Annotated in this window: 24 protein-coding genes and 1 pseudogene; 12 read left to right on the plus strand and 13 right to left on the minus strand. The window is 65.2% G+C overall.

The annotated features are described in order from the left end of the window. Positions 1-420 precede the first annotated feature (420 nt). From AC1DFE_RS18610 to AC1DFE_RS18630, 5 genes are all read left to right on the plus strand, one after another. Positions 421-1,701 (plus strand): IS110 family RNA-guided transposase, encoded by a 1,281-nt coding sequence (locus AC1DFE_RS18610; protein WP_476907350.1) that lies wholly within the window; start codon positions 421-423, stop codon positions 1,699-1,701. Between the two features lie 79 nt (positions 1,702-1,780). Then, positions 1,781-2,134, plus strand: a complete 354-nt coding sequence (locus tag AC1DFE_RS18615; protein ID WP_476874431.1) for an ArsR/SmtB family transcription factor — start codon at positions 1,781-1,783, stop codon at positions 2,132-2,134. Next, on the plus strand, positions 2,127-2,600 hold the full coding sequence (locus AC1DFE_RS18620) for an SRPBCC family protein (RefSeq protein ID WP_284987857.1): 474 nt from the start codon (positions 2,127-2,129) through the stop codon (positions 2,598-2,600). Before AC1DFE_RS18615 ends, AC1DFE_RS18620 begins: the two co-directional genes overlap by 8 nt. After that, positions 2,597-3,412: an alpha/beta fold hydrolase gene (locus AC1DFE_RS18625; RefSeq protein ID WP_476907351.1), complete on the plus strand. Its 816-nt coding sequence runs from the start codon at positions 2,597-2,599 to the stop codon at positions 3,410-3,412. The genes AC1DFE_RS18620 and AC1DFE_RS18625 overlap by 4 nt, the downstream gene beginning before the upstream one ends. 51 nt (positions 3,413-3,463) lie before the next feature. Then, positions 3,464-4,177, plus strand: a complete 714-nt coding sequence (locus AC1DFE_RS18630; RefSeq protein ID WP_284987855.1) for a DUF998 domain-containing protein — start codon at positions 3,464-3,466, stop codon at positions 4,175-4,177. 343 nt (positions 4,178-4,520) lie between these two features. Here AC1DFE_RS18630 and dprA read toward each other — a convergent pair whose 3' ends face one another. Continuing rightward, positions 4,521-5,429 (minus strand): DNA-processing protein DprA, encoded by a 909-nt coding sequence (dprA, locus tag AC1DFE_RS18635; protein ID WP_476907352.1) that lies wholly within the window; start codon positions 5,427-5,429, stop codon positions 4,521-4,523. A gap of 631 nt (positions 5,430-6,060) precedes the next feature. Between dprA and AC1DFE_RS18640 the strand changes: the two genes are divergently transcribed. Further along, complete coding sequence (locus AC1DFE_RS18640; RefSeq protein WP_476907408.1) at positions 6,061-6,783, plus strand: toll/interleukin-1 receptor domain-containing protein; 723 nt, start codon at positions 6,061-6,063, stop codon at positions 6,781-6,783. A gap of 88 nt (positions 6,784-6,871) precedes the next feature. Here AC1DFE_RS18640 and AC1DFE_RS18645 read toward each other — a convergent pair whose 3' ends face one another. The 5 genes from AC1DFE_RS18645 to AC1DFE_RS18665 form a co-directional block, all read right to left on the minus strand. Beyond that, on the minus strand, positions 6,872-7,444 hold the full coding sequence (locus AC1DFE_RS18645) for a recombinase family protein (RefSeq protein ID WP_476907353.1): 573 nt from the start codon (positions 7,442-7,444) through the stop codon (positions 6,872-6,874). A gap of 247 nt (positions 7,445-7,691) precedes the next feature. Continuing rightward, positions 7,692-8,162, minus strand: a complete 471-nt coding sequence (locus AC1DFE_RS18650) for a SipW-dependent-type signal peptide-containing protein (protein WP_476907354.1) — start codon at positions 8,160-8,162, stop codon at positions 7,692-7,694. 118 nt (positions 8,163-8,280) lie between these two features. Further along, entirely contained in the window at positions 8,281-8,676 is a 396-nt protein-coding gene (locus AC1DFE_RS18655) for an Hpt domain-containing protein (protein WP_476907355.1), read from the minus strand. Next, positions 8,669-9,334, minus strand: a complete 666-nt coding sequence (locus tag AC1DFE_RS18660; protein WP_476907356.1) for a signal peptidase I — start codon at positions 9,332-9,334, stop codon at positions 8,669-8,671. The genes AC1DFE_RS18655 and AC1DFE_RS18660 overlap by 8 nt, the downstream gene beginning before the upstream one ends. A gap of 60 nt (positions 9,335-9,394) precedes the next feature. Continuing rightward, a complete protein-coding gene (locus AC1DFE_RS18665; RefSeq protein WP_476907357.1) occupies positions 9,395-10,006 on the minus strand; it encodes a TasA family protein in 612 nt (203 codons plus the stop codon). A 229-nt stretch (positions 10,007-10,235) separates the two neighbouring features. Between AC1DFE_RS18665 and AC1DFE_RS18670 the strand changes: the two genes are divergently transcribed. The 3 genes from AC1DFE_RS18670 to AC1DFE_RS18680 all read left to right on the plus strand — a co-directional run bounded on the left by AC1DFE_RS18670 (position 10,236) and on the right by AC1DFE_RS18680 (position 12,767). Beyond that, positions 10,236-11,006, plus strand: a complete 771-nt coding sequence (locus AC1DFE_RS18670; RefSeq protein WP_476907409.1) for a response regulator transcription factor — start codon at positions 10,236-10,238, stop codon at positions 11,004-11,006. Positions 11,007-11,595: 589 nt separating this feature from the next. Further along, positions 11,596-12,603 carry a glycosyl hydrolase gene (locus AC1DFE_RS18675; RefSeq protein WP_476907358.1) on the plus strand — a complete coding sequence of 336 codons (1,008 nt, stop codon included), beginning with the start codon at positions 11,596-11,598 and terminating at the stop codon, positions 12,601-12,603. Between the two features lie 2 nt (positions 12,604-12,605). Continuing rightward, the gene (locus AC1DFE_RS18680; protein ID WP_476907359.1) at positions 12,606-12,767 is read left to right on the plus strand and encodes a hypothetical protein; all 162 of its coding nucleotides are present in this window, start codon (positions 12,606-12,608) and stop codon (positions 12,765-12,767) included. Between the two features lie 231 nt (positions 12,768-12,998). Here the strand turns inward: AC1DFE_RS18680 and AC1DFE_RS18685 are convergent, their stop codons facing one another. The 4 genes from AC1DFE_RS18685 to AC1DFE_RS18700 all read right to left on the minus strand — a co-directional run bounded on the left by AC1DFE_RS18685 (position 12,999) and on the right by AC1DFE_RS18700 (position 16,003). Continuing rightward, positions 12,999-13,985, minus strand: a complete 987-nt coding sequence (locus tag AC1DFE_RS18685; protein ID WP_476907360.1) for a pilus assembly protein TadG-related protein — start codon at positions 13,983-13,985, stop codon at positions 12,999-13,001. Next, complete coding sequence (locus AC1DFE_RS18690) at positions 13,972-14,442, minus strand: hypothetical protein (RefSeq protein WP_476907361.1); 471 nt, start codon at positions 14,440-14,442, stop codon at positions 13,972-13,974. The genes AC1DFE_RS18685 and AC1DFE_RS18690 overlap by 14 nt, the downstream gene beginning before the upstream one ends. 444 nt (positions 14,443-14,886) lie before the next feature. Then, a complete protein-coding gene (locus tag AC1DFE_RS18695) occupies positions 14,887-15,291 on the minus strand; it encodes a response regulator transcription factor (protein WP_476907362.1) in 405 nt (134 codons plus the stop codon). 292 nt (positions 15,292-15,583) lie between these two features. Further along, on the minus strand, positions 15,584-16,003 hold the full coding sequence (locus tag AC1DFE_RS18700) for an Hpt domain-containing protein (RefSeq protein ID WP_476907363.1): 420 nt from the start codon (positions 16,001-16,003) through the stop codon (positions 15,584-15,586). Between the two features lie 206 nt (positions 16,004-16,209). On the opposite strand from AC1DFE_RS18700, the gene AC1DFE_RS18705 reads away from it, so the two are divergent. Then, positions 16,210-17,433, plus strand: coding sequence for a glycosyl hydrolase (locus tag AC1DFE_RS18705; protein WP_476907364.1), 1,224 nt, complete (start codon positions 16,210-16,212; stop codon positions 17,431-17,433). A gap of 14 nt (positions 17,434-17,447) precedes the next feature. On the opposite strand, the gene AC1DFE_RS18710 is transcribed toward AC1DFE_RS18705, so the two are convergent. Both AC1DFE_RS18710 and AC1DFE_RS18715 read right to left on the minus strand, forming a co-directional pair. Next, positions 17,448-17,594, minus strand: a complete 147-nt coding sequence (locus tag AC1DFE_RS18710; protein WP_476907365.1) for a hypothetical protein — start codon at positions 17,592-17,594, stop codon at positions 17,448-17,450. A gap of 11 nt (positions 17,595-17,605) precedes the next feature. Next, positions 17,606-18,796: a glycosyltransferase family 2 protein gene (locus tag AC1DFE_RS18715; protein WP_476907366.1), complete on the minus strand. Its 1,191-nt coding sequence runs from the start codon at positions 18,794-18,796 to the stop codon at positions 17,606-17,608. A gap of 606 nt (positions 18,797-19,402) precedes the next feature. On the opposite strand from AC1DFE_RS18715, the gene AC1DFE_RS18720 reads away from it, so the two are divergent. Together AC1DFE_RS18720 and AC1DFE_RS18725 are read left to right on the plus strand one after the other, a co-directional pair. Continuing rightward, positions 19,403-19,807 carry a VOC family protein gene (locus AC1DFE_RS18720; RefSeq protein ID WP_476907367.1) on the plus strand — a complete coding sequence of 135 codons (405 nt, stop codon included), beginning with the start codon at positions 19,403-19,405 and terminating at the stop codon, positions 19,805-19,807. Beyond that, on the plus strand, positions 19,804-20,085 hold the full coding sequence (locus AC1DFE_RS18725) for a winged helix-turn-helix transcriptional regulator (RefSeq protein ID WP_476907368.1): 282 nt from the start codon (positions 19,804-19,806) through the stop codon (positions 20,083-20,085). The genes AC1DFE_RS18720 and AC1DFE_RS18725 overlap by 4 nt, the downstream gene beginning before the upstream one ends. 90 nt (positions 20,086-20,175) lie before the next feature. Here AC1DFE_RS18725 and AC1DFE_RS18730 read toward each other — a convergent pair. Further along, positions 20,176-21,219 (minus strand): annotated as a pseudogene (locus AC1DFE_RS18730) (IS110 family RNA-guided transposase); the annotation flags it as partial. Between the last annotated feature and the right edge of the window lie 596 nt (positions 21,220-21,815).

The raw sequence follows: 21,815 nt of genomic DNA on the forward strand, positions 1-21,815 counted from the left end.
GGCGAAGCTTGCGGAGCTGTGGCCGACGGAGGCCTGTCTACCCGCAGGGCAAGGGGCGGGAAATTCCCGGAGGAAATCAGCGACGAAGGAGCGCCGCAGGGACATTTACTGAACCGCAGGCCCCGACGAAGGAGGGGCTCGACCGGCCGTAGCGGACACGTACAATCCGAAGGACAGCAGCCAAAACGGTAATACTGGAACAGTCCTTGAGCCGGCGTGACCCAGCCAAAAACTGACGTACCAGGCGGCACTGTCTTTCCGACGATCTGTCCGCCGGCTCAAGGTCCGTTAAAAGGGGTGTCGAGCCAGGCGGACATGACCTCATAGGAGCCTGATACGACCAGTCCCATTACCGTTTTGTCTGCCCACCTGGCCCGCGCCCCGATCAGTATTGAACTCGACTGAGGGGCAATTTCCATCTTGGCAAGCGAACCAACAAAAGTCATCGCGGGTATCGACACCCACGCCGACACACACCACGTAGCCGTGATCAACGAACACGGCAAACCCCTTGCAGACAGGGAATTCCTGGCCGTGGGATCCGGATACCGGAAAATCATCGACTTCATCACTTCCTACGGCACAGTCGTAGCCGTCGGGGTCGAAGGAACAGGCTCCTACGGTGCCGAACTCGCCCGAACCCTTCGGGGTGAAGGGCTCACCGTGCTGGAGGTAAACCGCCCGAACCGGGCCGCCCGTCGTCTCAAAGGGAAGTCAGACCCGTTGGATGCCTACCAGGCCGCCAAGTCCGTGCTCGAGGGGCGGACCAAGGCGATCCCTAAGGCCAAAGACGGCCCCGTCGAATGCCTGCGGATCGTACGTTCCGGGCGCGCATCAGCCATCAAGGCCCGCACTGCGGCCATCAACCAGATCAAGGCGCTCCTCGTTTCAGCCCCGGACAAGATCCGGGCGAAATACCGGGCGCTGGCCACCTCAGCGCTGATTCCTGCCCTGCAGCGCACGAGACCTTCCGGGCATATGGCTGACCCCGAGTACGTGACTCTGCTGACGCTCAAGGCGTTGGCAGCCCGATGCCAAGCGCTGGGAACGGAAATCGCGGCTGCTGACGCTGCACTCAAGGAAATCCTGGACAGCTATGCTCCGATGCTTTGTGATCTCCCAGGAGTCGGGACCGAAGTGGCCAGCCAGTTGTTGATCACCTTCGGGGACAATCCGGACCGTCTGGGGAACGAGGCCCAGTTCGCTTCGCTCGTCGGCGTCGCCCCGGTGCCAGCCTCATCGGGCAAGACAACCCGCCACCGGCTCAGCAGGGGCGGCGACCGCAGCGCCAATAATGCCTTGCACCAGGTTGTTCTAGTGCGCATGGGCTCGTGCCAACGGACCAAGGAGTACGTGGCTAAACGCACGTCCGAGGGAAAGAGCAAACGCGAAATCATGCGCTGCCTCAAACGCTACGCAGCCAGAGAAATCTACCGTCAGATCACCAATCCCCGGCCCGCACCCGACAACTCCGACCTCCGCCGCAGGCGGACAGACCTCGGCATGACCTTAACGACCGTCGCCGGCGAACTTGGTCAATGGGTTTCCATCATTTCGCGTCTGGAACGCGGACATATCCGCAACGATGCCCTGGCCGGCGCCTACCGGAAATGGCTCATCGACCAGGCCGAAATGCCACGCCGCACACCTCCGACGACAGCTGCAGCAAGGACAAATGCGTTACCGGGCGCCGTTAGCTGAGACTCAAGGCTTGACGCTTTACTCAAACCAGACTTACTCTAAAACCACAAAGTTATATAACGACAAGGTTATGGTTTTGATGGTTGATGAATTGAGTGCAGTGTTCGCGGCGTTGGCCGATCCGACTCGGCGGGCTATTCTGCAGCGGCTCGCTGACGGTGACGCGCAGGTGTCCGACCTCGCGGCGCCTTTCAGGATCAGCCAACCGGCGATTTCGAGGCATTTGAAGGTATTGGAAAATGCTGGCCTGATCTCCCGGAACCGGGTAGCGACTGCCCGGTTCAGTCATCTGGAGCCCGACCGGCTTAAGGAAGCGAGCGAGTACATGGAGCGGTACAAGAAGTTTTGGGGTGAGTCCTTCGACAAACTCGACGGCGCGCTGGCCTCGTTTCAGCGCGACACCCCACCTACGGGAAAGGGCCGAGATGTCTGAGGGGCGCCAGCAGGAAGTCACAGAACACGATGTTTTCATTTCCCGCTCTTTCGCCGCCCCCAGGGACACGGTCTGGCGGTTCTGGACCGAACCCCAACTCCTCGCCTCATGGTTCGGGCCTGAAGGAGTTCACGTACCCGTGGACAGCATCATCGTGGAGCTCGTGGAGCAGGGCCGGTGGGAGTTGACCATGGTCGACAACGCTACCGGGGCCGGCCACCCCATCCGGGGGCGCATCACCGCCTTTCAGGCACCGGAATCCCTCGAGATTCAACTGACAGCGCTGACCGAGGCTGGGCCCGTGGACGACGTCGTGCTGCGGCTTCAGTTCCACGATCACGGCGACCGGACGCGCATGACCCTCCATCAAGGCCCGTTCACCGACGAGATCCGGGACATGACCCACGCCGGATGGATACTGTCCTTCACCAAACTCGACACCCTCCTCGAAAGGCCCACAGCATGAAAACCAGCGCCGCCCAAAGCCAGGTCACCCAGATCACCTCAGCGGACGGAACCCCCATCTCCGTCGAACACATCGGCTCCGGCCCCTCCCTGGTCCTGGTTGACGGCGCCTTCTGCGGCCGGTCCTTCGGCCCGGCGCGGGCCCTGGCCACCACGCTGGCCGACTCCTTCACCGTGTACTTCTACGACCGTCGCGGCCGCGGCGACAGCGGTGATACACGGCCCTACTCCGTGGAACGCGAAATCGAAGACCTAGCCGCCGTCATCACCCATGCGGGCGGAGACCCCTACGTCTATGGCATCTCCTCCGGTGCGGCCCTCGCCCTCGAAGCAGCAGCGGCGGGTATCCCGATGCGCAAGCTCGCCACCTACGAGGCCCCCTACACGGGAATCGGGAACGTCGACGGAACGCCCGTCGACCACGCCGGGCACCTGAACTCACTGCTCGCCCAAAACAAGCGCGGCGCGATGGTCTCCTACTTCTTGGTCAAGATGATCGGCGTCCCTGCATTTGTGCCCCTCATGCTGCGGCTCATGCCAAAGATCTGGAAGAGCCAAAAGGACGCCGCCAACACCCTCCCCAATGAAATTGCCGTTACCAACAACTTCACCGCACCCACCGGCCGGTTCGCCAAAATCACGGTGCCGACCCTTGTCATGGTCGGTGGAAAAGCCGCCCCGGTCCTGACCTCAGCTCAAGCAACAACAGCCGCCGCGATCCCCCAGGCCCTTCACCGCACCCTCGAGGGCCAAACACACCAAGTCTCAGACGCAGCAATGGCAGCCGAACTCCGCGGGTTCTTCACCAACTGACCCGTTGACCACTCTCACCAAATTCATTTCGCCCACAGACCGGAATAGACCATGCCCAAAATCAGCTATCAGACCGAACATCAGGGATCCCAACGACGCCCGCCCGCCTCCTCTGCCACGCGGGTATTGCTGGCCTGTGGCATCACCGCCGGCCCCCTATACCTTCTGGTCAGCTATGCCCAGGCGTTTCTTCGCCCGGGCTTCGACGCGGCACATAACGACCTCAGCGTCCTAGCCAACGGCGACCTAGGCTGGATACAAACCACAAACCTGATCCTCACCGGCGCCCTAACCCTCCTGACCGCCGTCGGATTCCGTCGCGCACTCAACCCCGGACGAGGAGCCACCTGGGGGCCGGTTCTCGTCGGAATCTACGGTGCCGGATTAGTGGGTGCGGGGATTTTCACCGCCGATCCCATGAACGGATTCCCTCAAGGCGCACCTCCCGGACCCCCTACCTCCGGGTCCCTCCACGGGTTTCTTCACTTCGTTACCGCAGGGATTGGCTTTGCCGCCTTCATCGCTGCCTGCTGCGTTATGGCCCGCCGGTTCTACACATCCGAAAACCGGAGGCTCGGAGCATTCTCCCTTGCTACCGGAATCCTCTTTCTCGCCGCCTTCGTCGGCATTGCCAGCGGGTCAACGTCAGCCGTCATCGTTCTTAGCTTCACAGCAGCCGTAGTCCTCGCTTGGACCTGGCTGGCAATAACGGCCGCCCACCTACGACGCAGCCAACCCCTGCCTCCCACCGTCCGCACCAGCTGAGCGAGCCAACCACTAAAAAGCACGATCAACAGCAATTTGACGACTATAGGAGCATCGTCGTAGACAGAACAGGGCCAGGGGCGGCGGAGCCCTGCGGAGCCGGCACTGGACCCACAGCCGGCCGCGCCAGCGGACGCCCTTTTCCTGGTGAGCCCTGCGAACCCCACTATCAGCACCCCGGGTCTTCTCTCGGCGTCCCTGGCATCGGCGGCCGCACGCCCCGGGTCGCCGGCACTGAGTGTGCGAATGGCGGTCCGCCGCCGCCGACCCACAGCGCAGGCCGGCCACGACGGCGGACCGCCACCGGTGACCGCCCCGGCAACGGGACGGCCACCTGAAGGGACTAGTCTGCGAGGAGTTCGGCCAGTTCGGCCGCATCGGACACCAGCACCGCCGCGCCTTCCTTCAGAAGCCGGTGGCATCCTGCCGAGTTGGCGCTGTGCACGCTCCCGGGGACGGCCGCGACGTGCCGGGCAATGGTTTCGGCGTGGTGGGCGGTGTTCAGCACCCCTGAGCGCCAGCGGGCTTCCACGACACAGGTCACTCCGGCGAGGGCGGCGATGATGCGGTTTCTCTGCAGGAACCTGTGCCGGGTCGGGGCGGAACCGGGCGGGAGCTCGGAGAGCGTCAGGCCGTTGGCACGGATCGCGGCCGCGAGGTCAGCGTTACCGGACGGGTAGTCCCGGTCAAGGCCTCCGGCCAGTACCGCAAGGGTCGCCGGTCCTTCTCCCTGGCTTCCGGCCAACGCGGCCCGGTGCGCGTGCGCATCGATGCCGTAGGCCAGCCCTGAGATCACGCAGATTCCACGTTGGGCCAACCCGTATGCCATATCCCCTGTAACCGAGGCGCCGTAGCTGGTGGAGTCACGGGATCCGGTCAGGGCCACGCATCGGGAAGGTGCCGGGATGCCGTTGTCGATGTTGCCCCGGTACCAAAGCCCGTACGGGGCGTCGGGCAGATCGTCCAAGCCTTCCGGCCAGTGTTCATCCCCCGGGATGAGGAAGCCGCCGCCCAGGCGTTCGATGGTGGCCAGGTCCTTCTCCGCGTCGACCTCCGGAACCCGCGGAGCCCAGCGCTTCAACGCCTCTGACAGTTCTTCGACCGTGGCCTCCGGAATGGCGTGGACGGGCTGCGCACCGGTGGCAAGCCTCAACGCGGCGTACGCGCCGAGCCTGCCCACCAGGGCCCGACCGACACGGTCGCCGGGTTCGAAGAGTCGGGTCAAGGCTGCGCGTGCAATGCGATCATTCATGGTTTCTCTGGTCCTTTGCTGAGGATCCGGTGGATGGGGCGGCTTTGGTGACCGGCCAGCGTCCCCTCTCCCCCGGTTGTTTTTGCCTGCTGGCGGAGCAGCGCGTAGCTGTGCCCGACGGAGCCGGGACAACCCGAAGGGCAAGCAGACGATGGGTTGTGGGAGGAAATAAGCGAAGCGCCGACACAACGCATCGGCTGCGCAGCCGTCCGCAGGACGGTTGAACCGGTGGAGCGGGCACGTACGATCCGGAGGACAGCAGCAAAAACAGAAAAACGCTTCTACAGCCCGAGCGAAGCGAGGTCCGTGCAGTAGACCTGGGCGCTAGCTAAGCGAGGCCGGAAACCGGAGTCTTCAGACAGCGCATGGATTCCGGGCTACGTTGCGGTGCTCTCGCCTGCAGCACGGGCTTGCTGGTGGCGGTAGACGTTGCACGGCTCCAGCCAACGAGACGCGCGCCGTCCTCGGCGGTGCGCCCCTTGGCGCGGGCGCCCTAGGCGATCGCGCAGTTTGTACGCGATGACGACCGGGTCTGGCGCCGGCCGGTCAAAGTGTGTCCCGTGTTTCGCGGCGGCAGTCCCGATGGCGAAATCAGGATGTCAGTGCACGCTGATACGATCCGCTCATGAGCATGTGCACAGCCCCACGTCGTGGCCACAGATCAGCAGCTGCGAGGGCTGCCTGCCCTGCATGCGGGGGCAGAGGTTATGGGTACTCGTCTAGGTCCTACTACACGCCGCCGAGCTCCTCGCCGCGCAGCGGCAGAGGGGGTAGCTCGAGCAGCGGAGCTGGATCTGCCCGCGCAAGGACTCGGCCGAAGTGGTCGCCAAGTACCTCAACCGTCAGCTACACGCCTGCTGAAGTGCGGGCCTTGACACCTATTCGCCGTACCGTCGAATTGAGATCGGCCCTGCCCGATCTGCGGGATGTCTTTCTGTGCCACGCATGGGATGACCGACGCGGTGCTGCCACGGAACTGCACGACTTGGTTGAGTCCGAGGGGGTCTCGGTCTGGTTCAGCGAGAGGGACATCGCGCTTGGCGAACCGTTCCTCCGAGAGATCGACAGAGGCCTGGCGAAGTCGCGTACGGGCCTTGTTCTGGTCACGCCTTCGTTGCTGAAGCGCATCGACAGCCGCGGGGTCTCTGACAAGGAGCTTTCGGCACTACTTGCCCGCGACCTGCTGATCCCCATTGTGCACGGGACTACCTATGACGAGCTTCGGTCAGTGAGTCCTTTGCTGGGCTCCCGAAACGGGTTGGACACGGCGGAGGATTCGATGGCAGTCGTTGCTGCCAAGATCGCGGAGCTGGTTACCGTCGAGGATGAGTTGCTGCTCATCGGAACGGACTGAGCGGCGCTAGCTACCTCAATGATGGTCGACTAGACAGCCCGCGGTTAGTGGCTCGTGTCCTGGAGCAACCCACCACCCTCACGGTAAGTTAGCGGTTTTGCTGATGGCGGTAGAGCGTTGCCCGACTCCAGCCGACGAGACGGGCGGCGTCTTCTGCGGTCCGCCCCTTCGCACGGGCGTCCTGGACGATTGCGAGTTTGTCTGCGATGACGGCCGGGTCGGACACCGGCCGGCCAAAGCGTGTGCCGTTCTGTCGTGCTGCGGAGATGCCGGCATTGACCCGCTCGACGATGAGCTCGCGCTCATACTCGGCAAGGGTTGCGAGCATATTCAGCATCAGCCGGCCTGTGGAGGTCGCCGGGTCGATCCCATCTGAGATGGATCGGACATGGATGCCGCGGTCGCGCAGAAGGGCCACGGTGTTCAGCACGTCGATCAGGGACCGGCCCAACCGGTCGACCCGCCACACAACAACGGTGTCGCCCTCCTCGGCGTAGTCCAGGAGCCTCTTCATTCCGGGCCGCTCGATCGCAGTCTTGCTGCCCGAAGTCACGTCAGCGAAGACGTCGCGCTTCTGAACGCCGACGGCGACCAGCGCGTCAAGCTGCAACTGGGCATCCTGACTGGTAGTGCTGACGCGCGTGTAACCAAGTTGCCTCACCAAGCCATTCTGACTCGAAAAGTCCCTGATGCGCCTTCGGCGAGACGATGTATGGTGGGACGCGTTTTCGAGACGTGCGTCGGCCCGGGTTTCCGCCTATCCGGCCGGTTCATTCGCGTCCTGGAGTGATGTCTTGAAAAGCTGTAGATTTTCGGGACAGCTGGAGCACAGCCCCTTACGGCTCCCGGCAGCCACGGCCATGGCTCCGAGACTGATCGTTCATGTGCCTTGAATAAGTGGCTATCTCTCAGTTGCAGGTCAGGGTTCCGGCGAGCGGGGTTCCGGACCAGACATTGGTGGTGCCGGGGACCTTGTATTGGCCCTGGATCTCGTAGGTCCACTCAACGGGGCCGGAGTCTTTTCGGCTAAAAGCGTACGCGAACGTCCGCCCGGTGAGCTGGCTGAGGTCCCCCGTGACGACCGCGCCGGTGGGAGGAGTGATCGTGATCTGGTGGTAATTGGCTTGGGGGACCGTGCCGTACGCGACTACCGTGATGGTGGCGGTGATGTCGTTGCCATGGCGGAGACAGACGAAGGTGACGTTGGTGGCTGCAGCCGACGGCGCAGGCAGGGACGCGGCACTGTAGCGGGGTGCAGCGCTGCCGGTGCCGGTGAACGCGGCAACCGCGGCGGCCGGGGCTCCGGCCAGCGCCAGCAGCAGGAGAATGGCAGCAGCGAGGGTCCTCCTCATGCTGATGCGCAGCGCCACGTGACTCATGCCCCCTCCATGCTGGTCTTGATGCCTTTCCCACTCTCCCCCGCGTGGATCAGTCTTCGTGCCGCAAAGGCTCAAGACTTGATCAAGATTCCTCGCTGGCCGGGCGGAACGTACCCGGTCAGGATCGCGCGGGATCCAGGGCGGTCCGTGTTTCGGCCAGGAGATCCGGTGCAGCCTTGATGAATCTGCTGAGATGCCGGTTCAGGTTGTCCGCTGCGTCGAGCGCAGAACCGAACCTGGCCTCGCAGACGAGGGTCTCAATGTGTTCGCACTGTGCTGCGGCTTCCCGGGCCCCGGCCATGGACGAGGTGACCCGGAGGCTGACCAGGGCGTCCAGGCTCGCCTCGGTGTCTTCGGCCTGCAGTTCCAGGATGATCCGTTCGAGCCGGGCAGGGAGCATCGCCAGGTACCCGGCCAGGAATGTCAACGCTGGAGCAGGGTCGTCCATCTCCAGGGCCAGCTCCTGCATCCATTGCAGCTCGAGAAGGGGCAATTCCGCTGCCGCCTCAGGCACCCGTGGCTCCTTCGGCGCTGGCAGCGGCTGCTGCGCTGTCGGCGGTGTCGGCGGTGTCGGGGTTCTTGCGCCAGATGGAGGCGAGCAGGCCCAGGACCAGGAGGGCCGGCGCTCCGTACATCAAGGTGTTCCTGACGGCGGGTTCGCGCAGGGTGCGGATCGCGGTCCCGAGGTACGGGATGGTCATGACGTGCCGGTCAACGGTCTGGCCGGAGAGCGTGGCAACCCAAGGGTCTTTGCCGTTGTTCGCGTCGCCCTTGGTCTGGACAGCCGTCTGCCCGGTTGCGGTGGCGGTGATCTCGGTGATCCGGTGGGTTTCGACGCGCTGGTCCTCGACCGGGATGTGGTAGGTGATGATGTCCCCGACCCGGATGTCGTTGACCGGGACCGGGACGGTGACGACAACGTCTCCGGGGTTGATCAGCGGCGCCATGGATCCGGTGAGCATGGTGGAGGTCTGGTAGCCGAGCAGCCGGGGGCCGATGGCCAGCAGCGCAAACGCAGCGACGGCCAGGACGATCATCGCGGTACTGAGGACCTTCAGGGACCGCTGGGCCGCCCGCTTGAACCGGCCCCGGCGGGAAACGGCCGCGGCCGGCGTGCCCAGGACGGGGGCGGCCGTCGGGGCTGCGGGTGCCAGGTCCAGGGTGCTGCTCATGATCGTCGTGTCCCTTATCGAAAGTGTGGTGGCGGAGGACCGCCGGGCAGGCCGTTGGGATTATTTGGTGGTTCCGGTGCGCTGGGTGCCGGTGAAGTCGAACCCGATGGTGGAGGACAGCCCCTGGAAGGTGTTCGGTGCCGTTGACGGAAAGGACGTGGTGACTTTCAGGTTGTCAGTCTTGCCCGAGGTCACTGCGGTGAGGTTGGCCAGGGCCGTGTTCGCGCCGATGATCGGCGTGCTGGCCAGGACGGTGGTCTTGGTGCTGCCGGCCGGGCAGGTGTAGGGGGCGGCGGTCCCGGTCCAGGCGGTGGAGCAGTTTTCGATGGTCAGCTGCAGCCCGTTGGTCAGATCCGTGGTCAGCAGCGATGCGGTGGCGCCGGCGGAGGTGCTCAGGGTGATGTTGTTCAGGTCCGAGTTACCGGTGTTGGACAGGGTGACCAGTTTCTCGACCTTGTCGCCGGGCAGCAGGCCGGCGACCGGGACGTTCAGGGTGTTCGCGGCGCCGGAGCCCAGCGCGATCACGGTGGTCCCGGCGGTGGTGACCTGGCTGGCGGAGGTGGTGGAGGTGAACGCGCCGTAGGTTCCCATGCCGGCCACGGCTGCGGCGGTGCCGACCAGCGCGACGGAAGCGAGGATCTTGCCGGAGGTGGTCTTCATGCTGATGCCCATGTCTTCGTTCCTTTCGGGAGGCCCGCCCCCCTCGGGCCGGCCGTGAACTTTTCAGCCTTTGTGGCTGACACGAAGTACATTGCCGGGCCGAAATCAAGAACCCATGGCGCATACCGTCAAGATTCAATCAAGACTTGAACGTAACCTTGCCTGCCCGCGCCCGGCGGGGTGTTAGCGTGCTGAACGCAGCCGAAAACAGGGTGGACACCTGACGGAACGGGGGTTGAGGGTGCTGCCAAGGACAGCAATAGTAGTCGAAGACGACCCTGACACCAGCAACGTCATCAGGCTGATCTGCCGGGAGTCCGGATTCGGGGTCCACGCGGCCGGTTCAGGCCATGAGGGGGCCCAGGCGGTGCTGCGGTACCGGCCGGACATAGTGCTGCTGGACATCGGACTGCCGGACATCGACGGTTTTGAAGTGGCCCGGCAGATCCGGGAATTCAGCGACACACGCATCCTGCTGCTCACCGCCCGCACAGAAGAAGCCGACCTGTTGACCGGGCTCGGGGCCGGCGCCGACGACTACGTCACCAAACCCTTCCGCCCACGCGAGCTGCGGCACCGGATCGAGGCCTTGATGCGCCGGCCACCAACAATCGGCACACCCGGAGCACCCGGCGAAGAGAACCCGGTATGGACGGTGCTGGAGCACAACGGACTGGAACTGACCGTCCAGACCAGGACGACCGCCCTCCACGGGAACCCGGTCCACCTGACCAGGCTCGAATTTGATCTGCTCCATGCGTTGATGCAAAACGGCCGGACGGTACTCACCAAACCGGACTTGGCTGTCCTCATCACTGGCCGGCCCGATCCGTCACGCCTGCCCGGCGCACGCGAAGACGCTACGGTGCGGGACGCCGTCGGCAAGCTGCGCCGGAAACTGGGCGACACGGCCAGGATCCGGCGCTGGATCGAAACCGTGCCCGGCTACGGGTACCGGATGACACCCACAGAGTATGCCGGCGCGGCCCGTCGTGCTGTTCTGCCGACCTGATCCGTGGCGGGGGCCGGCACTGCGCCAGTTGTGAGGTTGGCAGCCGGGCCGAACGCTTCCTGGGGGGATGGCACGGGCCCGGCCAGCCGGTCTCCCGGGACGGCCGCTCGCCGCCGATATCTGTTTCGTGCCCTTCCGGCTACGTGGATGCGCAAGTCGGACCCGGCACCACCTGGGGTACGGTGCCGGGCCCTGCCCAATCGCCCGCTACAGGGTGCGCAGCCACCACGAGCGGGACAACCCGACTCTGACAACCAGAAGTTGGGAAAAGCCGGACCTGTCCGTGCCAGCGCCGTCTCCGGTCCCTCCGTCATCGACCCTTACGCCGGTTTGGCTAGCGGTCTGCTGTGTTCCCTGATGCGATAAGTTCCTGGAGCCGGCGCAGGTCGTCTCTGACCTGCATGTTGTCGAATCCACTGCTCGGCGGCCCCTCCGCTACTCCGCACGGGCATCCGGAACAACCCGCCCGGCCCCACCCGCACGTCCACCGGTCCAATGCCACAGGAGCTCACCCGCAATGCCGCATCGAGGCGGTGGCATGGAAAAGCGGTGGCATAGATTGGTGTGGGTGAGCATCAGCTGGGGATGGATGACAGTAACAGTAGGGGCCGTATCGGCCCTGTTGGCCGGGTGCTCGCCGGCCCCGCCCTCCGGAGAGCAGCCTTCGACCCCTGCCGCATCCCAGTGCACGGTGACCCGCGGGACTGAGCTGGCACCGGCATCGGGCATTCTGTCTGGAGTGAATCTGGACTGGGAACAGGAAACGCTGCAGGAGTACAGCGACGGCCTGGGCCGCCGTCCCGCCGTGGTGGTCAGCTTCACGCAGTTCCCGTTCACGGCCGCCGACGAGACCAACCTCGAGGCCGCGTACCAACAGGTACGGGCCGACGGCGGAATCCTGCTGCTGACGCTGGAGCCTAGGAAGGGACTGGCCGCTGTGACGCAGGCGGTGACGGACAAACTGGCCGGCACGCTGGACCGGTTCAACAAGGCCGGGGTTCCGGTGATCGTCAGGTTCGCCCACGAGATGAACGGTTCCTGGTACGAATGGGGCCAGCAGCCTGCCGAGTACAAGGCAGCGTTCCGGCGGGTGGCCGGTTCCGTCCACCGGCTCGCGCCCGGCAGCGCCACCATGTGGGCTCCGAACTACGGCGGCGGCTACCCCTTCACCGGCGGCGCACACCAGGCGGTGGCCGGAACGGGGGCGTACACGGCCCTGGACACCGACAGGAACGGTGAGGTGACCGGGGCGGACGACCCCTACGCCCCGTATTACCCGGGCGACGACGCCGTGGACTGGGTGGGGATGTCGCTGTACCACTGGGGCAACACTCACCCCTGGGGCGCCAACGTCGTTCCCGAGCCCGGCAAGTTCCTGCAGCAGCTGACCGGACCTACAACGGCGCCGGCGGCAACGACCTCGCCGTCCCCGACTTCTACGCCGAGTACGGCAAGAAACACAACAAGCCGGTCGCGATCCCGGAAACCGCCGCCCTCAGCGTCCCCAGCCACAAGGGCGCCACGGAACTGGCCATCAAACAGGCCTGGTGGCGGCAACTGTTCGACGCACGGATCCCGAAGGATTACCCCCAACTGAAAATGATCAACTGGTTCGAATGGAACAAGAACGAGGTCGAGGTCAAGGCCGTAGTGGACTGGCGATCCGCGGCAACCCCGGCCATCACCAAGGCCTACACAGCAGGACTCCCCCACTGGTTCCATTTCGCTCCGGAGCCGAAGGACTGCACGCCCGGGTCCTGACCGGACACGCTGGCTTTGCGGCCGGTGTCGGGACCGGCGGCGGGCTGGGCGAGCCTGCTGGCAGATAGGGGAAACCACCAGCTCGAGATCGTCACCTGCCTGGTCCTGGACTACGTCTGCCCCTGCCGGCCCACAGCCCGCCGTCGATTGGTCTGGTCCCGGTCACCTCCTGCGAAAGCACGTCCGGGCACGGGGTTCGTGCGTCGAGTGGGAGTGTGTCCGCTGAGCGGCTTATTGCGTGAGTTTGATGGTTTTGGCGCCGACGTTTGCTCCGCCAGAGGAGTATGCGGCGTCGAGGGTGACGAATTGTTGGAAGGAGCCGATGATGCCGCGGCAGTTGCCGGTGCAGGAGGGGGTGCCGGTGTTGTTCCAGTTCAGGGTTGACGATCCGGCGCCGGCGAACTTCCAGCCGGTGATTTTGAAGGCAGCGAAGCCATAGATTCGGTACCAGCCGTTGGTTCCGGTTGAACCGGCATCGTCGAAGACCGGGATGAGGATGACCTGGTTCTTCATGCCCTGCAGCGCGGTCTCGCATTGGGCGGGGAACGAGTTGCCGGTGTCGCTGAACGTTTGGGCGTTCGCGGTGCTGACATTCACGGAGCACTGTCCGTTGGCTGTTTTGAGCCAGCCGAAGCCGCCTGGGATGGCATGACCGGTCGGGCCGACGCAGGACGGGCCGGTGTTGTACTGGATCAGGCGCGGGATGCCCGTCAGGCCGGCGTCGAACTGGCACATCGAGAATGTCAGCGGGAGCACTGCCGGGCCGGCGCCCGGGCTGCCCCACTGCGCCGAGGCCCGGGCGGAGCCGCTCCCGTCGGTGATGCCGAGTGCCGGGGCGAAGAAGTAGTTGACCTTGGTTGTGCCGTCCTTGTTCAGTGTCCCGGTTTGGACGGTGACCGTGTTCCCGGCCACCGTTCCTGTCGCGGTGGCGTACCCGTCGCGGGTGTTGGCCGACGCCAGGGCCGCGGCCGAGGCGGCGATGTTGCCGCAGTTCCCGGTCGCGCAGTTCTGCGCGATGCCCAGGGCTGCGGCGTCGGCGCCGTTCTGGAGTTCGGCCTGTTCGGCCTGCAGCATGGCCAGGTCTACGGCGATGGCGGCGAAACCGAGGAGCACTACCATCATCAAAGCGACCAGGACGGCGACCGCACCGCGCTCATCATGTACCCCGCCGACCCGCGGGCGCTTCCGCCACGCGCGGGCGGCGCTACGGGCAGCCAACTTTTCCGTTCGATTCCACGGCAAGGACCAACTGTGCCGATGCGTCTGTTTGGTCGTTGTAAGTCGCTGTGACCTTCACGGTCACGGATCCCGTGGGGTTGTCCTGGATGATGGCGGAGTTCTCGTCCAGGGTCAGGCTTCCGCCGGGCGTTCCGGCCGCGACGGTGCCCCACGTGTAGGTTGTTGGGGTCGCGTTGCCCGGAGCGGAGTAGGTCACGGACGCGGCTTGCGGAAGCCGGAGCTGCAGCGTTGCCTGTTTCTTGCTGGCATTGTTGACGCACGAGAGGCTAGTGATCGCTGGCCCGGGCCAGCTGCCGGCCGCCGCAACAGTCATGGTGGCGGTGGATGACTGCTGCCAAAGGGCATGGGCGGCGACCCCGCCGGTGCCCAGCACCACTGTCGCGGCGAAGGCGATCAGCGCGGTTCTGCCCCCCGGAACCCGGCTGAACGTGCTCATGTGTGGTTGTCCTCAATCCATGCTCAGGTGGTGCCCCCTGCACCCCCGCCGCAGCGGTGTTGGCATGTCGAAGGTCACCGGTCGTGTTTGTGCTGCCTGCCACGCTGCCGGTAACAGCTCAAGATTTCATGCAGAAAATCAACACTATTCGCGCAGGATCACCACATTCACCGGCGCGCGGCGCTTGTTTCCCCGCCGAACGTGGAGGGTGCCGCCGGTCCCGGCGGCTACTGGGGGGTGCTTCCGCCGGGACCGGTGGCCTGGCTCACCCGATTCGCGGCGTCCGGGCCGGGCCAGATGCTCCAGCGTGGCAGGTGTGTCCTGCGGAAAACACGGAGAACCCTGTAACCCCATCCCCCAGACGCGGCCCCCAGCCACTGTGAGGGGCAGTGGGGGTCCGCAGATGCGCAACGGTACCCAGACACGTTTTTCCGGGACGGTGCGTCAGGTGCGTGGGGGTACGCGGCGGTGGGCGGTCAAGGCACCGGCGGGGCAGAGCACGTTGATGGTGTCGGTGAGCTGGCGGGGCCGGAAAGGCTTGGTCACGTACGCCGTGGCGCCGGAGGCGAGCCCGGCCAGTTCGTCATCCGGTTCGGCCCGGGCGGTGATGAAGAGCATGGGCACCTCCGACCGGGACCTGATATACCGGGCCACCTCCAGGCCGTCAATGTCCGGCAGGCTGAGGTCCATGGTGATCAGGACCGGGTCGTCTTCCCAGGCTGCGGCAACCCCGTCCGCGCCGTTGCCGACGGCGTGCACGTCAAAGCCCATCCTCGTCAGGATCAGCGTCAGCAGACCCTGAATGTCCCGGTCGTCTTCGATGACCAGGACCAGCCCCCGTGAACCCAAAAGTGTTTCCCCCCGTTGTTGGTGCTCCACAGTCTATTGCCGGAGCGCTCAACCCGGGGCCAACAAAAACCCCTCCGGACCCAAAGCTCGGAAGGGGTCTTGTTGAGCAGGGGAAACATCCGGCCCACCTACAGCGTATCCACACCGGGGCCGTGTCGGCAGAACTTTTTCGACAAGACCATGGGTGTGGTCTTCGGGACGCTGCTGCCTGGGCCGTGGTGTTGCTCCGCCGGCAGGTCCGGACGATTTCAGAGGCTGGCCGTGGTGTTGGGTGTGTCAACAGGTGCGGCGCTCACCCTTGGCTGCGGGTACAGCGGGACGTCAGCGATGCGAGTCTCGCGGTTGTCACGGCGGTGGCATCCCGGATGCCGTCCAGATGCGTCAGGAACATCGACGTCCACGGGGCAGGATCCGGCCCGGGCCCGGTCGGGGACATCCGCAGCCGCTGTTCCAGGTCCCCGGCAAGAACTCCAAGACGGGAGGCTCCGACCATCATGCTGGAGGTCTTCAGGCTGAGGACAGCGTCCATGGCCGCGTCCGCGTCCATGGATTCCGCGGCCCGGCTGAGGTTGTCGAGCCGGTGAGGTAAGAGGCGGATGTAATTGCGGATGAAGCTGTCGCAGGCCCCGGGATCAGGCTGCAGGTCGCTGCGGAGGCGTGCCAGGACGGCGTGGTCGACCAGAGGCTGCCGTGTGCTCGGTGAATGACTCATTCGTTACCCGTCTTCGCGTCGGCCCGGCCAGCCGCCGGAAGACCGCCCGGTGCCCGGCTTCCGGTGCTGGCGCGGGCGGCAAAAAAACTTGAGCAGATCTTGATCAATCCATGCCGACTGCCCTTAGGATCAGGGAAGTGCCAGCTGGCATGCGAACTGACTGGCTGCTTTACCGGCAGCCTTGACGATTGCGGGGACCGATCGCCGTGTTCAAGTTTGTAAAGGTTTTCGTTGCTGCTCTCGCCGTGGGCCTGGGCGTGACCCTGGCCGGAGTCCAGCCTGTCCAGGCTGCCACCGCGGCCACGATATCCCTCAGCCCGTCCACCGGAACGGCCGGGTCGGCCGTGACCGTGAGCGGCTCCGGCTTTAAAGCCTCGACGTCGGGTACCGTCATCGCAGGATCGACCACGTTTTCGTTCCGGACCGCAGCGGCCGGCACGTTCACCGCCTCGATCACGATTCCCGCCGCCGCCACCGGCAAGGTGACGGTGACGGCCAAGACGTCCTCGGTCCAGGCATCCTCGGTGTTCACGGTGACTCCCCCGGCGCCGGCGCTCCCGCCAGTCAGCACGGCAGCCCTCCGCTTCGGCGTCGCGACAGCCGGCGGACCGCTCGCCAGCGGGGAACTGGACGACGTCTCCCGGCTGGCCGGTGAGAGCCCCTCCAGTGTGCTGTTCTACGAGGATTTCCTGCAGGCACCCCCGATCGCCGAGATGAACGCCGTCCGGGCCCGCGGCGCCGTGCCCCTGGTCACGTGGGAGCCCTGGGCGTGGGGCGGCGGACTGGACCAGCCCGCCTACGCCCTGAACAGGATCACCGCCGGGGACTTCGACGCCCGGATCACCCAGTGGGGCCAGGCGCTGGCCGCCTGGGGGTACCCGGTGCAGCTCAGGTTCGCCCACGAGATGAACGGCAACTGGTACCCGTGGGCCGAAGGCGTCAACGGCAACCAGCCCGGGGACTACGTCCGCGCCTGGCACCACGTGCACGATATCGTCACTGCCACCGGCGCGACCAACGTCTCCTGGGTGTGGAGCCCGAACGTTCCCTACTACGGCTCCACTGACCTGGCCGGACTGTTCCCCGGCACCGGCTACGTGGATATCGTCGCCTTGGACGGGTACAACTGGGGCACGTCCGCGTCGTGGAGCGGTTGGATCTCTCCGCAGGACCTGTTCGCCCCCGGCATCGCCCAGCTGCGGGCCCTTGCCCCCGGTCGCCCAATTCTGATCGCCGAGACGTCCTCGAGCGAAGCGGGAGGGTCCAAACCCGCCTGGATCACCGATCTGGTGTCCTACCTCGCCGCCCAGCCGGATGTCACGGGTTTCGTCTGGTTCCATATGCAGAAAGAAACCGACTGGCGTATCAACAGCAGCGACGCCTCCGCGGCCGCCTTCAAGACCGCGCTGGCGGCCCGCCGGACCCCGTAACATTCCGGCCTGGCCTATGGCCGGGTGGCGCTGTTGCGGCGGGCCAGGGCCACCAGGGCAACGCCGATCAGCAGGACGCCGAGCGCGGTCAGCAGGTCAGCGCCCAGGTTCAGGCCGGAGTAGGCCAGGGCGGCGCCGGACGCCGGTACGGCCGTGTTCATTCCATACATGTCTAGGTGATTTCCTCTGCGGTGTATTGGGCTTCCCAGCGGTCAATCCGCCGCCGGGTGATTTTGGTCTTGGCCACGGCGCTCCAGGAGGCCAGGAACCAGCCTGCGCGCAGCCACATGAACAGTTCCTGCGGGAAAAAGGACGCCGCGATCACGATGTCTTTCCAGTCCCGGTGCGGTATCCGCAGCGCGCGCTTGATGTCCAACGCCACGAACAGCACGGGCACCAGCCACCAGAACAGGATGAAGTGGAACACGCCCAACGCCGAGGACAGGGCCAGGACCGCGATCCACAGCAGTTTCAGGAAGACGCTGAGCAGACCCATTGCCTGCTGCCCCCAGTCACGCAGCGTCAGGCGGTTCATGCCCAGGTCCAGCAGGTCCTCCACCGTGCCGACCTGCCATTTCATCCGCTGGCCCCACAACGCCTTCACGGTTTTCATCGAGTCCGTGTAGGCGCGGACATCGGGTGAAACCTGGCAGATGTAGCCCAGTTCGCGGATGCGGTAGGTCAGTTCGAAGTCTTCGACCTGGGACGTGTAGACCCAGGGCCCTTCCCGGTCGTCCCGGGCTGCGATCCGGCGCAGGACGCTGTTGTTGATCGCGCATCCGGTGCCGGCGAGCACGCTCGTCCTGCCACGGCGCAGGGCCGTGTCGGTCCAGGTCGCGAACTCGGCCTTCTGCAGCCGGCTCAGCAGCCCCGGGTCCTGCATGGTGAATTTCGAGGATGACCCGCCCAGCCGCTCCCCGCCGTCGGCGGCGAATTCGCCGGCCCAGGCTGACAGGGCGTTGGGCGGGAGCACAGTGTCAGCGTCCAGGCACACCACCACGTCAGCGTCAGACGCGTACCGGGTCCAGGCGCGGTTCAGCGCCTCGGACTTGCGGTGTTCCAGGCGCGGCAACTCCATTACCGTGACCGGGTACTTTCGGGCTTCCCAGGCGGTAGCGTCAGTGCAGCCGTTGGGGATGACAACGACCAGATCCGCGGGGCGGGACTGGAGCATCAGCCCGTCAAGCGTCGCCCCGATCGAGTCAGCCTCGTTGTAGGCAGGAACCAGCACAACCACCCGCAGCGCCGACCCGGCGTCCGCGGCCAGATCCTCCGAGCACACAGGTACGGTACCCCCACGGTCGGCAGACACATCGTAAGGCCGGGCGCGCCGGCCGGAGGCCGGGGACAAGTCAACGTGCACGGTGGCCTTCTTCGCAGGTTCGCAGGTCCCGGCGGGACCCCTCAAAGCCACCCTTTCCACGCTTCCTCAGCTTTAGACCCCGCATCGAATCAAGATTCCGTCAATTCCTCCGGGACCCCGTCCGGGAAGCCCACTCCCCCATGTCCGTAGCCCCCGGAAAGGCATCATGCAGTCCAGGCATCCGGCGCAGTATGTTCCGCAGAGCCCGATCATGCCGACGCGGGTTCTCCGTAACGCCGAAAATTCTGTTGCCCAGAGCCATCAATTACTTCTAGGCTGTTCACGGTCCTGTTTGTATGTGCCGTTGGGGGCGGACAGGCCTCAAGACCGTTGGGGCGGATGCCCGGCGTCGTGTTTCCACCCCAACGGTCCCTGCAGACCGGCCAGGTCAAGCCAATAGTTTCTGCCATCGGGCCGCGGTCGCCCGATGCCGAAAACGCGGCGGAACCGCCTGCAGATCGCACGCAGACCCTAACGCCCCCTGCCTTCGTATGTTTCAGGCAGGTTCTTCCCTTTGCATCATTCACCTGCTCCTACTCGCCAGCACGTCCGGGACCGCGCTGCTGAGCCTTGACCTGACACTTGCATTTTGCAAGTATGAGCCGCATGAGCCTCTTCATCACCTGCCCGGTCGAGAGCGTCGAGCGCGCGACCGCCTTCTACACAGCCCTGGGCTGGACCCTCAACCCAGAAATGTCCGATCACAACGTGTCATGCTTCGCGATCGCGCCCGAGCAGTACGTCATGCTCGGCAGCCGCGAGATGTATGCGAGCGTCGGCGGCGCCGAGGAACTGGTCGGCGGACCCGATACGCCCTCGAAGGTCACGGTCTCGTTCGACCTCGGCAGCCGTGAAGCGGTCGATGAGCTCGTCGAACGCGCCGGTGCCGCCGGCGGGCGGATCGGTGATATCGACGACTACCCCTTCATGTACCAGCGCCAGTTCGACGACCCTGACGGCTACCACTACTCGCCGTTTTGGATGAAACCGGACGCCGATCCGACCGAGTGAGCGGCCTCGCCGCGGCCCTCGATATCGTTGGCGCACGGTGGGCCCTGCTCGTCGTGGAGCGGCTGCTCGACGGGCCGCAGCGCTACGGCGATCTGCAGCGCGACCTCGGGGTGCCGACGAACATTCTCGCGTCCCGCCTGCGCGAGCTCGAAGCGGCCGGGGTACTGTCCCGTCTGCCCCTCCGGCACAACACCCGGGCCTATGCGCTGACCGATCGCGGGCTTGCCTTGCGTGAGGCGGTCATCGCGCTAGGACGCTGGGGCAGCGAGGAGGCCTAGGGGTAGCGCGGAATCGCGATACGCTCCGACGAGTTGGCTGGGCTCTGCCCCTGCAACATTTGGGCGGGCTGGATCCATAGAGGCGTAAAGGGTGTTGAGCTGACGGTAGAGGGTTCGGGCGAGGTAGCGCTTGAGGGATCTTCGGATTTCCCGGTAGCTACGGCCTTCTTGGGTGCGTTTGGCGACGTACTCCCGCGTTTCGGGGTGGTGAATCATCCGCGTCATGGTGATGGTGTGCAGGGCACGATTGAGGCGCCTGTCACCGCCCCTGTTGAGCCGGTGACGGACAGTGTTACCGCTTGAGGCCGGCAAGGGATTCACCCCTGCCAGTGACGCGAAAGCAGCTTCGCTGCGAACCCTTCCTGGATGCGACCAAGCCGTCAGGACAGTAGCGACTGTGACAGCTCCTGCGCCCACCATCTCCAATAACGGCGCAGCTGGGCTTTGCTGGATTAGCTCGGTCATGCGCTTCTGGTTCGCAGCCAGCTGATTGGTCACTTCGAGAGCGCGGCGCGCCAACCGAACCGCTTCCTCCCGCGCGATCGCCAGCTCCATCTGCTCCTGCCGTTCCCGCCATCTAGTGATCGCAGCGATCTGCGCGGGAAGCAGAGGCTTACGGGCGTCGACCCCGAGGTCATGTGCCCGGAGGAGGGCGATGAGTGCATTTACGTTCATTGTTCGTTCCCGCGTCAGCTGATCCCGGGCTGCACTCAGGATCCTGAGTCCAGCACGGGTTCCTTCATCCCGGCGCGGGACCCGGAGTTGGGACTCCTCCAAGCCCAGGACCGCGGCCCCGATGGCGGTGGCGTCCAACGGGTCCGATTTGCCCAGGCCCCGACGGCCTCGGGCGTTCATCCGTGGAGCTTCGGCGACGTCGTAACCTGCATCCGTTACTGCCCTGGCCAGACGGGCCCCATATGAGCCGATACCCTCAACAGCCCAAAGACACCCCATATCGCCGTCTGTCCTTCGGCCTACCCAGGCGAGTGCGCGTGAAATCCCTGCCGAGGTGGTCGGGAACTGCTCGCACGCGACCTGTCGCTTAGTGCTGGCCTCGATGATGGCGTAAGTGTGGGTGCGGGCGTGACAGTCCACGCCGATGACGAACGGGCGGGTCTGCGCAACGATAGTCAACGCACCACCCTCCTTTCTTTCGAACGGGCAAGAATGGCCGCGGCACGACCGGCGCCGGACCTGGGAAGAGTCACCCCGAGGCAAAACTGTGATGAGCCACAACCGCAGAGGCTGGGCAAGCTTCTAATCAAGCCACCGACGTGGGACAGATCAACGCCGGCCGCTCCACCCAGCGCGGACAAATCGGGGGAAACGCACCCTCGAGGGGCAATTGTTTTTTCGAGTCACGCACCAGGCAGAACGACCGGCATCAACACTGCCAGCTAGTCCCAGACCAGCCACGTAAAGACTCACAGTTGTTTTTTGGCTGCTGGCGAAGCTTGCGGAGCTGTGGCCGACGGAGGCTTGTCTACCCTTGGGCAAGGTCCGGGAATATCCCGGAGGAAATAAGCGAGGAACGAGCGCCGGAGGGAAATTCCCGGACCGCAGGCCCCGACGAAGGAGGGGCTAGACCGGCCGGAGCGGACACGTACAATCCGAAGGACAGCAGCCAAGAAACGTCGTAGACAAGCAGGGCCAGGGATGGCCGGAGCTCTGCGACGGACAGCACTGGACCCAACAGCCGGCCGCGCCAGCGGACGCCCGTTTGGGGTGCG

It is taken from the genome of Arthrobacter sp. 05T423, assembly GCF_056396245.1.

Excerpts from the sequence above, each read along its gene's own strand:
- AC1DFE_RS18710 (WP_476907365.1), bottom strand. The coding sequence starts at position 17,594 with ATGAACACGGCCGTACCGGCGTCCGGCGCCGCCCTGGCCTACTCCGGC.
- AC1DFE_RS18700 (WP_476907363.1), bottom strand. The coding sequence starts at position 16,003 with ATGAGTCATTCACCGAGCACACGGCAGCCTCTGGTCGACCACGCCGTC.
- AC1DFE_RS18620 (WP_284987857.1), top strand. The coding sequence starts at position 2,127 with ATGTCTGAGGGGCGCCAGCAGGAAGTCACAGAACACGATGTTTTCATT.
- AC1DFE_RS18665 (WP_476907357.1), bottom strand. The coding sequence starts at position 10,006 with ATGGGCATCAGCATGAAGACCACCTCCGGCAAGATCCTCGCTTCCGTC.
- AC1DFE_RS18650 (WP_476907354.1), bottom strand. The coding sequence starts at position 8,162 with ATGAGTCACGTGGCGCTGCGCATCAGCATGAGGAGGACCCTCGCTGCT.
- AC1DFE_RS18630 (WP_284987855.1), top strand. The coding sequence starts at position 3,464 with ATGCCCAAAATCAGCTATCAGACCGAACATCAGGGATCCCAACGACGC.
- AC1DFE_RS18625 (WP_476907351.1), top strand. The coding sequence starts at position 2,597 with ATGAAAACCAGCGCCGCCCAAAGCCAGGTCACCCAGATCACCTCAGCG.
- AC1DFE_RS18660 (WP_476907356.1), bottom strand. The coding sequence starts at position 9,334 with ATGAGCAGCACCCTGGACCTGGCACCCGCAGCCCCGACGGCCGCCCCC.
- AC1DFE_RS18720 (WP_476907367.1), top strand. The coding sequence starts at position 19,403 with ATGAGCCTCTTCATCACCTGCCCGGTCGAGAGCGTCGAGCGCGCGACC.
- dprA (WP_476907352.1), bottom strand. The coding sequence starts at position 5,429 with ATGAATGATCGCATTGCACGCGCAGCCTTGACCCGACTCTTCGAACCC.
- AC1DFE_RS18690 (WP_476907361.1), bottom strand. The coding sequence starts at position 14,442 with ATGAGCACGTTCAGCCGGGTTCCGGGGGGCAGAACCGCGCTGATCGCC.
- AC1DFE_RS18675 (WP_476907358.1), top strand. The coding sequence starts at position 11,596 with ATGACAGTAACAGTAGGGGCCGTATCGGCCCTGTTGGCCGGGTGCTCG.
- AC1DFE_RS18640 (WP_476907408.1), top strand. The coding sequence starts at position 6,061 with ATGTGCACAGCCCCACGTCGTGGCCACAGATCAGCAGCTGCGAGGGCT.
- AC1DFE_RS18680 (WP_476907359.1), top strand. The coding sequence starts at position 12,606 with ATGATCAACTGGTTCGAATGGAACAAGAACGAGGTCGAGGTCAAGGCC.
- AC1DFE_RS18615 (WP_476874431.1), top strand. The coding sequence starts at position 1,781 with ATGGTTGATGAATTGAGTGCAGTGTTCGCGGCGTTGGCCGATCCGACT.